Annotated in this window: 9 protein-coding genes; 6 read left to right on the top strand and 3 right to left on the bottom strand. The window is 62.0% G+C overall.

Translation table 11 applies throughout. From position 1 onward, the window contains the following. Window positions 1–76 precede the first annotated feature (76 nt). The gene (locus tag NKJ94_RS16570; protein WP_352526480.1) at window positions 77–3,067 is read right to left on the bottom strand and encodes a ribonuclease E/G; all 2,991 of its coding nucleotides are present in this window, start codon (window positions 3,065–3,067) and stop codon (window positions 77–79) included. A gap of 648 nt (window positions 3,068–3,715) precedes the next feature. Between NKJ94_RS16570 and NKJ94_RS16565 the strand changes: the two genes are divergently transcribed. From NKJ94_RS16565 to NKJ94_RS16540, 6 genes are all read left to right on the top strand, one after another. Beyond that, complete coding sequence (locus NKJ94_RS16565) at window positions 3,716–4,978, top strand: N-acetylmuramoyl-L-alanine amidase (protein WP_352526478.1); 1,263 nt, start codon at window positions 3,716–3,718, stop codon at window positions 4,976–4,978. A 213-nt stretch (window positions 4,979–5,191) separates the two neighbouring features. Further along, the gene (locus NKJ94_RS16560; RefSeq protein WP_352526477.1) at window positions 5,192–7,648 is read left to right on the top strand and encodes a penicillin-binding protein 1A; all 2,457 of its coding nucleotides are present in this window, start codon (window positions 5,192–5,194) and stop codon (window positions 7,646–7,648) included. 151 nt (window positions 7,649–7,799) lie between these two features. After that, window positions 7,800–8,931 (top strand): peptide chain release factor 2 gene (prfB, locus tag NKJ94_RS16555; RefSeq protein ID WP_156948021.1). Its coding sequence is split into 2 segments (ribosomal slippage): window positions 7,800–7,865 and window positions 7,867–8,931, totalling 1,131 coding nucleotides; the frame shifts between segments, so codons are not numbered across the junction. Window positions 8,932–9,411: 480 nt separating this feature from the next. Beyond that, window positions 9,412–9,798 carry a hypothetical protein gene (locus NKJ94_RS16550; RefSeq protein WP_352526475.1) on the top strand — a complete coding sequence of 129 codons (387 nt, stop codon included), beginning with the start codon at window positions 9,412–9,414 and terminating at the stop codon, window positions 9,796–9,798. A 185-nt stretch (window positions 9,799–9,983) separates the two neighbouring features. Further along, window positions 9,984–10,352: a GFA family protein gene (locus NKJ94_RS16545; RefSeq protein WP_352526473.1), complete on the top strand. Its 369-nt coding sequence runs from the start codon at window positions 9,984–9,986 to the stop codon at window positions 10,350–10,352. A 174-nt stretch (window positions 10,353–10,526) separates the two neighbouring features. Next, complete coding sequence (locus NKJ94_RS16540; protein ID WP_352526471.1) at window positions 10,527–11,174, top strand: YiaD family glycine zipper/OmpA-like lipoprotein; 648 nt, start codon at window positions 10,527–10,529, stop codon at window positions 11,172–11,174. A gap of 90 nt (window positions 11,175–11,264) precedes the next feature. Here NKJ94_RS16540 and NKJ94_RS16535 read toward each other — a convergent pair whose 3' ends face one another. After that, window positions 11,265–11,537 (bottom strand): DUF2798 domain-containing protein, encoded by a 273-nt coding sequence (locus NKJ94_RS16535; protein WP_352526469.1) that lies wholly within the window; start codon window positions 11,535–11,537, stop codon window positions 11,265–11,267. A gap of 48 nt (window positions 11,538–11,585) precedes the next feature. Further along, window positions 11,586–12,470, bottom strand: coding sequence for an NmrA family NAD(P)-binding protein (locus NKJ94_RS16530; protein ID WP_352526467.1), 885 nt, complete (start codon window positions 12,468–12,470; stop codon window positions 11,586–11,588). Window positions 12,471–12,568: the final 98 nt, after the last annotated feature.

Below are 12,568 nucleotides of genomic sequence, written 5' to 3'. Positions count from 1 at the left end.
ACAAGAAAAATCCCGCGCCGCCGATTGGGCTGCGCGGGATTCTTTGTCAGAAAATCAAGATAAGCTACGGAAAGGCTTAGAAAAAGCCCTTCCGCTGCCACCAGCCGGCACGCTTCGGCTTCTCCTCGGCTTTTGGCTCCTCAGTCTTTGCCTCGTCGGGGACGATCGAGGAGACGACCGGCACGACCGGAGCATCCACCGGTGCGGGCTTGCGCCGCGACGGCCGGCCCTTCGGCGTTTCCTTGGCAGCCGCCACTTCGGTCTCCTGCGACACCGACGCAGGGGTCTCGTCGGAAGCCACCGACGCGGCCTCGGCAGCCGATGTCTCGGCGCCCGCAATCTCGGCAACTGCTTCCGCCGCAGCCTTCTTCGGCTTGGCGGCACGGCGCGGCTTCTTTGGCTTTTCGGCGCTCGGCGTGTCGTCGTTCGCCGGAGCACGCGCCGCAAGCTCTTCGGCAGGCGGCGCCCCTTCCGGCTCGCCGGTCACGGGCTCTGCTTCCGACACGGCACCTTCTGCCATGTCGGCCGGCTCGCCGGCGCTGGCTTCGACGCCGTCTTCGCCGTCTTCACGGCGATTGCGCTTGCCGCCGCGCTTGCCGCGCCGGCGTTTCTTGCCGTGACCGTCGTCCGCCGCCTCCACCGTTTCGGCAACACCGGCCGGCGCTTCACGTTCCGCTTCGGCGCCTTGATCGCTGGAGGCTACGAGGGCGTCGTCCGTCGGCACCGAGATGGAAGCACCTTCCACAGGAGCGCCAAGCTCGCGCTCGCCGTGCTCGCGATCGCCATGTTCGCGGTCCCCGTGTTCACGATCCCCATGTTCGCGGTCCTTGCCGCCGCGCCGCCTGCGGCGCTTGCGGCGCTTGCGATCGCGGCCTTCGCCGTCCTCGCCGGACCTTGGCTGCTGCGGCTGCTGGGCAGTGCGTGGCTGCTCAGCCTGCACCGGTGCCTCGTCTTCCTCCTCGATGACGATCTCGTCCTCGGGTTCTTCCGGCTCGACATAGGCCGGGAACGCGCGGGCCTCGACAAAGCCTTCCGGCTTGTCGGCCAGCGCGCCGCGGAAGATGGCATAATGCTGCGCTCCGACTGTGTCATCGGCTTCGATGGTGATGGTCACGCCGAAGCGGTGCTCGAATTCCACCAGTGTGCCGCGCTTGTGATTGAGCACATAAAGCGCCGTCGCCGCCGGCGTCCGCACCGTGATGTGGCTGCGCGAATCCTTGAGCAGGAATTCCTCGATCGCTCGCACCACCATCAGCGCGACCGACGAATCGGAGCGCACATGGCCGGTGCCGCCGCAATGCGGGCAAGGCTTCATCGTCGATTCCAGAACGCTGGCACGGATGCGCTGGCGCGACATCTCCATCAGGCCGAAATGCGAGATGCGGCCGACCTGGATGCGGGCACGATCGTTCTTGAGGTGATCCTTCAGCCGCTTCTCGACGGAGCGGTTGTTGCGGTTCTCCTCCATGTCGATGAAGTCGATGACGATCAGGCCGGCGAGATCGCGCAGCCTCAATTGCCGGGCGACTTCCTCGGCGGCTTCCAGATTGGTGTGGAGTGCGGTGTCCTCGATCGAGTGCTCCTTGGTGGAACGGCCCGAATTGACGTCGATGGCGACCAGCGCTTCCGTCTGGTTGATGATGATATAGCCGCCGCTCTTCAGCGTCACCTGTGGCTGCAGCATGCGGTCGAGCTGCGCTTCGATGCCGTTGCGCACAAAGATCGGCGTCGTGTCGCGGAACGGCTGAACCACCTTGGCGTGACTCGGCATCAGCATGCGCATGAAGTCCTTGGCCTCGCGGTAGCCTTCTTCGCCGGAAACCAGGATCTCGTCGATGTCCTTGTTGTAGAGGTCGCGCACCGAGCGCTTGATCAGGCTGCCTTCCTCATAGACCAGGGCAGGGGCCGTCGATTGCAGCGTCAGATTGCGGACGTTTTCCCAAAGCCGCATGAGGTATTCGTAGTCGCGCTTGATCTCTGCCTTGGTGCGGCTTTCGCCGGCCGTACGCAGGATGACACCCATGCCTTGCGGCACTTCGAGATCGGCGACCACTTCCTTCAGCCGCTTGCGGTCCTGCGCATTGGTGATCTTGCGCGAAATGCCGCCGCCGCGCGCCGTGTTCGGCATCAGCACCGAATAGCGGCCGGCCAGCGACAGATAGGTAGTCAGAGCCGCGCCCTTGTTGCCGCGCTCTTCCTTGACGACCTGCACCAGCAGGATCTGCCGGCGCTTGATCACTTCCTGGATCTTGTACTGGCGGCGGACCGGCTTGCGGCGGTTGCGCACTTCTTCCAGCGCGTCCTCGGCACCGACCGATTCGACCTCGTGATCGTCCGGATGCGAGGATTGCACCTCTTCCAGCATGCCACGGTCATTGTCTTCGGACGTCGCTTCGCCGCTTGTCTCGGCCCCGCTTGTCTCGACTTGTGGGACGGCTTCGGAGATTACGTCGGCATCGACGCTGGCGGCGATGGAACTCGATCCGCCTTCGGACGGCTCGGTCTCGCCGCGATCGACGACTTCATCACTCTGTCCGGTGGCATCCTCGCTCTGTCCGGCAGTGTCGGACATGGTGTCGCCATTGTCGGTAGCGGCATCCAGGTTTTCTGCGACGGAATCTTCGCCGTTCTCGCCATTCTCACCGTCGGCCGCGCCTGCCTCGCGCCTGTGCTCGCCACGGTCGCGGCTCTTGCCGCCGCGCCGGCGTCCGCGCTTGCCACGGTCGCGGTTCTGGCGGTCCTCGCCTTCGGCGGCTTCCTCGTCCTCTTCGTCCTGGGCTTCCTGTGCTTCCGCACGCAGCAGCGCCTGACGGTCGGCGACCGGAATCTGGTAATAGTCGGGGTGTATTTCACTGAAGGCGAGGAAACCGTGACGGTTGCCGCCATATTCGACGAAGGCTGCCTGAAGGGAGGGTTCGACGCGCGTTACGCGGGCGAGATAGATATTTCCTTTGAGCTGCTTCTTGTCCTGGGATTCAAAGTCGAATTCTTCGATACGGTTACCGCGAACGACGACAACGCGTGTTTCCTCCGGGTGGGAGGCGTCTATCAGCATTTTGTTGGGCATTATTTCGTTTCCCCCCGGCAGCCGTCGGCCGCAGCTTGCGGGGCAATGCCCGCTGCCGTGGACCTGGAACATGGGTGCCGGACAATTGAACGTCCGCCGGCCGCTGCCTGAGCGCCATGGCGGTGCCGCCCGCAGCCGTAGTGGCGCGGTTTGTTGCGGACCTTTCCATGATTGCGCTTGAAGCCATCGTAACCAGCAGAACCTTTTGAACCAAAGCCCGGGAAAAACCGGACCAGCTTGTTTGCTCATACAGAGCCGGCACGGGACAATCCCGGCCGTTTTGCTCACGCAGGCGATTCCCCCGCCACGGGAGCACGCCTGCGAAAATCGTCGCGATCACCGATGCCTTCTTCGCCTGAAGCGAAAGGAGCCGTCTTGCGTCTGACCTGTAGCAGGAAGCTGCGGAGGAGGACGGTTCCAGGATTGCAGTGATCCACCATCGCTTTTATGATTTGGCGGGTTGGAAGGCAACCCCGATTCCCGATGCCGGCAAAAAGCCGTTCCGCAGGGGAAGCAGAGGTCTCACGCCTTCCATGAAAAGGCTTGGTTAACCTTCTCTGGATACCAATCGTTAATCGAGTTCGCGGCCTGACCGTCACTTCGACAGTCAATCGGTCATGACGCCAAACGGGAGCGACTGGTAGAAAGATGGGACTGGCAGGCTTCGCAGACAAGGGCCGTCATAATGGAGGCTGGTTCTTCCGCGCCGCTTGCCTGCTGCCGCTGATCCTGGCTTGCCTGGTCTTTTCGCCGCTTTCGCGTGCTGCCGACGCACCGCTCGGCGCGACAAGCTACAAGATGGCCGGCGATGCGACCAAGATGCGCATTGTCATCAATTTCGACCGCGAGCCCGATATCAAATGGTTCCTGCTGCGCGGCCCCGATCGTCTGGTCATCGATCTGCCGGCCACGAGATTCGCCCTCAATGCCAAGGATGTGAAGCCGCGCGGCCTTGTCCGCGCCGTGCGCTATGGCGATCTCGGCAAGGGGAAATCGCGGCTGATTCTCACCGGCAAGGGACCGTTCGCCGTCGACAATCTCGACGTGCTAAAGAATGATGACGGCAACGGCTACCGCATCGCCGTCGACATGTCAGCGGCATCGCAGCGGGAATTCGATGCAGCGCTTGCCAATCAGGCGTTGACCACCGGCTCGACGGTCTCCGCCGACAAGGCCGGCAGGGTCGGTACTGGGCCGGTCTCCAATCCGGGCCATCGTTTCACCGTCGTCATCGATCCGGGCCATGGCGGCATCGACGGCGGCGCCGAAGGCCTGAACGGTACGGTCGAGAAGAACGTGACGCTCGCCTTTGCCATGGAACTGCGCGACAAGCTCGCCGCCAGCGGCAAATACGACGTGTTCTTGACGCGTGAGACCGATGTGTTCCTGCGGCTCGACGACCGCGTGCGCATTGCCCGCCAGCATGAGGCCGACCTGCTCATCTCGATCCATGCCGACACGATCAGCGTCAAGGGCATTCGCGGCGCAACCGTCTACACCGTGTCCGACAAGGCTTCCGACCCGCAGGCGCAGGCGCTTGCCGACCGTGAAAATCTTTCCGACCAGTTCGCCGGCATGGAGATCAAGGACGACAACAAGGAAGTGACCGATATCCTGATCGACCTGATCCGCCGCGAGACGCATAATTTTTCGATGAGCTTCGCCCACACTCTTGTCGGCCAGCTTTCCACCAGCGTCGGCCTGATTAACAACCCGCAGCGTTCTGCCGGCTTCAAGGTGCTGAAGGCGCCGGACGTTCCGTCCGTGCTGGTCGAACTCGGCTATCTGTCGAACGCCAAGGACGAGGCGCAGTTGCTCAGCGCCGATTGGCGCAGCAAGGCCACCCAGAGCATAACCAACGCCGTTGCGCTGTTCGCTTCGGCCAGGAGCGGAACGGGGGCCGGAGGCTGAAATGCCCGCCATCGCCCACAACCTGAGGCAGCGTTGCACGGCGACAACACCCAGTGCTTTTATTTTCGGCATTCGAGACCGAAATTCCACGCTGCCGTATTTTGCCCACATGGTCGCGACATGGGTTTGCGATTACGGGTTGGGATCGTCCCGAAAGCTTGCGCGAAGGGCGGCTTCGTTTAGGAAATTCCCGAACCAAGGACTGGAGCGGGTATGATTCGTCTCATTGGCTATTTCTTCGGCATCGGCACGACGCTGGCCCTTTTGGTCGCGGCGGGCGTGGCAATTTATATCAGCCATTTGTCGAAGGACCTGCCCGATTACGAGGTGCTGGCCAAATACGAACCGCCGGTGACGACCCGCATCCATGCGTCGGATGGCGCGCTGATGGCCGAGTATGCGCGCGAGCGGCGGCTTTATCTGCCGATTCAGGCGGTCCCGGATCGTGTCAAGGCGGCCTTCCTGTCGGCCGAGGACAAGAATTTCTACAATCACCCCGGCATCGACGTGACCGGCCTTGGCCGCGCCATCATTGTCAACCTGCAGAATCTTGGCTCGGGCAAGCGCCAGGTCGGCGCCTCGACGATCACCCAGCAGGTGGCGAAGAACTTCCTGTTGTCTTCAGACCAGACCTACGAGCGCAAGATCAAGGAGATGATCCTCGCCTTCCGCATCGAGCAGGCCTACTCGAAGGATCGCATTCTCGAGCTCTACCTCAACGAGATTTTCTTCGGCTTCGGCGCCTATGGCGTCGCCGGTGCTGCACTCACCTATTTCGACAAATCGGTGAACGAGCTCACCGTGGCCGAGGCCGCCTATCTCGCCTCTCTGCCGAAGGGGCCGAACAACTACCATCCCTTCAAGCATGCCGATCGCGCCTTGGAGCGCCGCAACTGGGTCATCGACCAGATGGTCGAAAACGGTTACGTCACGCATGAAGAAGGCGAGAAGGCCAAGGCCGAGCCGCTCGGCGTCACGCCGCGCCGTACGGGCAACTATCTCTTCGCCGGGGAATATTTCACCGAGGAAGTGCGTCGCCAGATCATCGCGCGCTATGGCGAGAATGCGCTCTACGAGGGCGGCCTTTCCGTCCGTACGACGCTCGATCCAAAGATGCAGCTGATTGCCCGCAAGGCCATGCAGAACGGTCTTATGAAGTTCGATACGCTGCGCGGCTACCGCGGGCCGGTCACGAGCATCGACGTTTCCGGCGACTGGGGCGTGCCACTGGGCAACGTCAAGCGACTGGAGGACGTGCCGGAATGGTCGCTTGCCGTCGTGCTCGACAGCTCGGCCACCGGCCTGTCCATCGGCCTGCAGCCGACGCGCCAGATCTCCGGCGAAATCGTCAAGGACCGCGTCGAAGGCACCGTCAGCCGGGAAGACATGAGCTTTGCCATGCGCCACGTGGTAAACGGCAAGACCGTCAAGGCGAGGTCGCCGGCGGACGTGCTGAAGCCGGGCGACGTGATTTTCGTGCAGAAGAACGAGGGTTCGGACAACAGCTACAGCCTGCGCCAGGTTCCCGAAGTGGAAGGCGGACTGATCGCCATGGATCCGCATACCGGACGCGTCCTCGCCATGGTCGGCGGTTTCTCTTACGCGCAGTCGGAATTCAACCGGGCGACGCAGGCCATGCGCCAGCCGGGATCGTCGTTCAAGCCGATCGTCTATTCGGCCGCCCTCGACAATGGCTACACGCCCGCGTCGGTGATCATGGACGGGCCGATCACCATCCAGAGCGGCAACACGACCTGGACGCCCAAGAATTACGACGGAACGGTGGCTGGTCCGGCGACCTTGCGGTCCGGCATCGAGAAATCGCGCAATCTAATGACGGTGCGGCTTGCTAACGATATGGGCATGAAGCTGGTCGTGGAATATGCCGAGCGTTTCGGCGTCTACGACCATCTGGCGCCGTATCTGCCGATGGCGCTGGGATCCGGCGAGACGACGGTGATGCGCATGGTGTCGGCCTATTCGATCATGGCCAATGGCGGCAAGTCGATCAAGCCGTCGCTGATCGACCGTATCCAGGACCGCTACGGCAAGACCGTCTTTAGGCAGGACGAACGCGGCTGCGAAAACTGCAACGCTGCCGAATGGCAGAACCAGCCCGAGCCGGAGCTGGTCGATAATTCCGAGCAGGTGCTCGATCCGATGACCGCCTATCAGATCACATCGATGATGGAGGGCGTCGTGCAACGCGGTACCGGCGCCACCATCAACGAGCTCGGTCGTCACATCGCCGGCAAGACCGGAACGACCAACGACGAAAAGGATGCCTGGTTCATTGGCTATACGCCGAACCTCGTTGTCGGCCTTTATATGGGCTACGATCAGCCGAAAGGTCTTGGCAAAGGCGCGACCGGCGGCGGCCTTGCTGCGCCGATCTTCAAGGATTTTATGCGCGTGGCGCTGGACGGCACGCCCAATGTCGACTTCAAGGTTCCCGAAGGCATGAAGCTGATTGCGATCAATCGCAAGACCGGCATGCGGGCCAGCGCGGGCGACGCCGGAACCATCATCGAAGCCTTCAAGCCGGGTACCGGTCCCGCCGACAGCTATTGGGTGATCGGCATGGGTGCGGACGGCTCCAACGCCACCGGCGGGGCGCTGTCGCCGCAGGCCAACCAGGCCATCCAGTCGGGCGGCGGCGGGCTCTACTGACAATCGTTACATTCGGTCGGGCCCGGCTTGACGATCATGGTCGAGACGGCCCATTCCGCTTTACAGGGGCCGGTGCTTTACAGGGGACGGTGCCGTCCCTATGTATCGCGCCACCAAGCCGCCATTCAGCAACAGGACAGAACAGCCAGCCATGCGCGCGGAAACGCAAAATATTGTCGACGAGATCAGGCAGGCGATAACCCTGCTGAGGAGGCATCTTTGACTGGGACCAAGCCATAAAGCGGCTTGAGTACCTGAATGTCCGTGCCGAGGATTCGAGCCTCTGGAACGAGCCGTTGGAAGCGCAAAAGTTGATGCGCGAGCGCCAGGGCCTCGAGGAAGGCATTGCCGCGGTCAAAGGCCTCACCCAGGCGCTGGAAGACAATATCGGCCTGATCGAGCTTGGCGAGGAAGAGGGCGACGAGGGCGTCGTCGCCGAGGCCGAAGCGGCGATCCGCTCGATGCGCGGCGAGGCCAAGGCGCGGCAGATCGAAACGCTGCTGTCGGGCGAGGCGGACGCCAACGATAGCTATCTCGAAGTCCATGCCGGCGCCGGCGGCACCGAAAGCCAGGACTGGGCCTCGATGCTTCTGCGCATGTATACGCGCTGGGCCGAGCGCCGCCGCTTCAAGGTCGAGGTGCTGGAAGTGCATGACGGCGAAGAAGCCGGCATCAAGTCCGCCACGCTGCTGATCAAGGGCCACAACGCCTATGGCTGGCTGAAGACGGAATCCGGCGTGCATCGTCTCGTGCGTATTTCGCCCTATGACAGCAATGCGCGCCGCCATACCTCCTTCGCCAGCGTCTGGGTCTATCCCGTCATCGACGATACGATCGACATCGACGTTTCCGAATCCGACGTCCGTATCGACACGTATCGTTCTTCGGGATCAGGCGGCCAGCACGTCAACACCACCGATTCGGCGGTCCGCATCACCCATCTCGCCACCGGCATCGCGGTCGCCTGCCAGGCGGAGCGCTCTCAGCACAAGAACAAGGCCAAGGCCTGGGAAATGCTGCGCTCGCGGCTTTACGAGGAAGAGCTGAAGAAACGCGAAGCGGTGGCGAACGCCACGGAAGCGTCGAAGAGCGATATCGGCTGGGGCCACCAGATACGTTCCTACGTGCTGCAGCCCTATCAGCTGGTGAAAGATCTGCGCACCGGCGTCGAGAGCACCAGCCCGTCGAGCGTGCTCGACGGTGACCTCGACGATTTCATGGAAGCCTCGCTGTCGCAGCGGATCGAGGGTGGCGCTGGCGAGACGGTGGCAGACATCGACTGAGGCCGCCGGGCACCAATCCGGCAGGAATGTGGGTTCATCACGCGAGAGTTACGGCCATCGCGCGAGAGTGACCGGCTCTCAACTTGAACTTACCTGTCCTTCTACAACTTTGTTTTTCATCGAATTTCCCAAAGTTGGTTTCCGCTTTTTGACGCGGATGCTTCAGGCCTGCCGGCGCCCAGCCCGGAACCACTGCGAGCCGAATGCCGTTATTGGCGATCCCGCTGCCGGGGATTGATCAGGCCAGGTCTCGTCAATCAGTGCGGCAGGCTGGTTCCGGCTGCAGAGGTCGGCGTTCGGTTTGCGACAGCAATTCCTTGCGCCAACAAAGGAATCAGCACAGCATTCAATGGCTGGGGGGAAAAAAGCATTTATGGCCGGACGCGGCGTATCTGCGACCTGACGATCCGGCCACTGGGAAGACACGTTCCGGGAACGGGCAAGCGAAATGCTTGACAACCGTTGATAGGAACTGCGCTCATGCCTGCTCTCACAACCAGACCGGCCCCAGTCGCCCGCACGGCGCGCCGACTCCTGAATTCACTTGTCGCGGCAGTGGTTTTGATTGCTGCCGCCATTCCATTTGCGGCGCCTGCTCTGGCGCATGATGCCAAGCCGACCGCGGCTATGCCGCAAGGTTGGAGCTATCCGTTCTCCTGCTGCTCTGGCTATGACTGCCGCGAGGTCTCCCAGACATCGATCAGCGAACGCCCCGAGGGCTATGTCATCAAGGGGACGGGGGAAGTCGTGGCCTACAGCGACAAACGCATCAAGAATTCGCCCGACGGCGAATATCACTGGTGCTCCGTTGCCGGCGCCAATGACGGAAGGACCATCTGCCTGTTCGTGCCACCATCGTCCTTTTAGTTTGATGTATGTCGCCGAGGCCTGCCCTTGGGCTTGACCAAGCGTGTGCAGCGGTTTTGGCATCGACATGCATCGATTGGGAACCTGCGCATTGCAGACGACAGGTCTGCTGACAGAGAGTTGTCAGGACCGTTTCTTTATGTTGCCTTTGCCGTAGGGGCGGCGGGCAATTGGGAGGATCGTTCATGACCATCAAGGCGAGCTGCCACTGCAAGGCGACGACGTTCGAGGTTTCGCAAGCGCCGCAGACGGTGACGCAATGCACCTGCTCCTTCTGTTCGAAACGCGGTTCGTTGTGGGCCTATTACGCCCCCTCGCAATTCAGGCTTACCAGCCCGCCGGAGAATGTTTCTTTCTACCAATGGGGATCGAAAACCGTAAAACACGGCTTTTGCGTCACCTGCGGCTGCGGCACCTTCACCGAAACGCCGGACTGGTCGACAGGCGAGCCGAATTTCGACAATCCGAAGATCAGCGTGAATTCGCGGCTGTTCGACGATTTCGATCTCGACAAGGTCGAAGTGGTGGTCATCGACGGCAAGAATCTCTGGTAGCCGGTCGAATTGCGGTGGTCGCGCGAGCCGCTGCAGCCGTGTGGAATTGAGCCGGGGAAAGCTGCAGCAGCGGCTTTTGCTGTTCCGTTTTTCGCCGCATTTCATGTTACAAGTCGCTGGAAGGGCTGATGCGGTGCGCCGTTACGCGGCCGTGGAATGGAGAGGGACCACCATATGAAAAAAATCGTGCTCGCCGTCGTGGCGACGGCTGTGCTCGTGAGCGCATGCACCACCGATCCCTACACCGGGGAGCAGAAGGTTTCCAACACCGCTGCCGGTGCCGGTCTCGGTGCGCTGGCGGGTGCCGGGCTCGGCATGCTTGCCGGCGGCAACGACCGCCGCAATGCGCTGATCGGCGCGGGCATCGGTGCGCTTGCCGGCGGCGCCATCGGCGCCACCATGGACCAGAACGAGGCCGAACTGCGCCGGCAGCTTGAGGGCACCGGCGTCAGCGTCACCCGCACCGGCGACCAGATCATCCTCAACATGCCGTCCGACATCACCTTCAACGTCGACCAGGACGCGGTGAAGCCCGGTTTCTATCCGGTGCTGAATTCGGTGGGCCTTGTGCTGAAGAAGTTCCGGCAGACCACGGTCGACGTGTTCGGCCACACCGACTCGACCGGTGGCGACGAGCACAATTTCGACCTGTCGCAGCGCCGCGCCCTGGCTGTCGCCAACTATCTGTCCGGGCAGGGCGTCGATTCCCGCCGCTTCGCCGTCACCGGCTTCGGCAAGACGCGTCCGATCGCCTCCAACGCGACCGCTGCCGGCCGGGCTCAGAACCGCCGCGTCGAGATCCAGCTGTCGCCACTCACCTGAGGGAAGCGCATGAACCGAGAGCGGCCCCGCAAGAGGCCGTCCTATGGTTATGCCGGACCGCCGGCAGCCGGCGGTCCTTCGTTCGTGATGTCAGGACCGCGCCGGCTGATCGACAATCGCGGCAACGATCCGGCGCACGATCGGAAGCACAATCAGCAGACTGGGAAACGCAACAAGCCATGAAGCGCCCCATGCATAGCTCCAGGCCGCTATAAACCCGTTCGTCCAGCCTGCGCCGATTGCCGTCGAAACCGCCGAGACAATCGAGGACATCAGGATCGAAAGAACGAACGGCATCACCACTGCGCCGTAGGAGGGCGGCAGCTTTCTCAACTTGAAGGTTCGGTCCGGTGATGCTTGCATCGAAATCTCCCAATCAGAAAATGTGCGTAAGCGCTTTTGTGAGGACGATCAGGCGGCATATGCCATCTGCAGCGCCAGTTCCCGAATGAAGTTTTGCAGCGAACGCGGCTCGCGGCCAAGGGCGGCGCGCAACGTCAGGCTGTTCCCGCCGAGTCCGTATTTGGCGTAGTGGCTGTGTACTTTGGCCAGCATCTGCAACTGGCGGTCAGTATAGGGAAGGCGGGCTTTCGCCGCCCAGTCTTGAAATGTCGGCTCGCCTCCTGAAATGGGCCGGCCAAGCGCTTCGCTCATCATGGCAACGACCTCTTCGCGGCTGTGCATACCGTCGGCGCACAGCTCAAGTGTCGCATAGGACAAACGCGCTTCGGTCAGTGCGATCGCCGCCACTTCAGCCACATCGCGATAGTCGACGCGAGCCAGCCTCGCCGTCTTTGGAAACGGCTCCGAGAAAACGCCATGCTCGACGACGGATGGCCAGGCCGCCGCGATATTCTGCATGAAATTGGCAGGGTGCAGAATGGTGTAGTCCATGTTCGTCGAATAGAGGGCAGCTTCGACGGGCACCTTGCTCGCATGGTTTTCCAGTCTCGTATTGGTGGGCTGGATTACCGACGAGAAGACGAATTTCCGAACGCCTGCTCGCGCCGCCGCCTCAACCATGGCAACCCCCATAGCGGCTTCGTCGGGAGTAAAGGCCGGTCCGATGTGGAAGACACCGTCGACACCTTCGACGGCATGTTCAAGGCTCTGATGGTTGCGCAGATCTCCGGTCGCGATCTCGGATGCGCCGGCTTTCCGGGCTTTTTCGGCGGCCGCGGCGTCACGAACAAGCGCTCGAACCCTGGCATTGCGGCGGACGAGTTCAGGCACCACCAAACCGGCAACGCGGCCTGCGGCGCCCACGACCAGGACGGTTGGACTGGATGTTCGCATGACGATCTCCTTCCCTCAAATCTGCCTTTCGGACCTGTTGCAGGGAAGATAAAATGTAGCGAACTGCGTTACAATTGATCGATTTTGCGATAGTTTCT

The sequence above is a fragment of the Mesorhizobium sp. M0060 genome (genome assembly GCF_040323155.1).
Classification (GTDB): domain Bacteria; phylum Pseudomonadota; class Alphaproteobacteria; order Rhizobiales; family Rhizobiaceae; genus Mesorhizobium.
The sequence above is the reverse complement of the archived record's forward strand: the minus strand, read 5'-3'. Positions and strand labels throughout refer to the sequence as shown.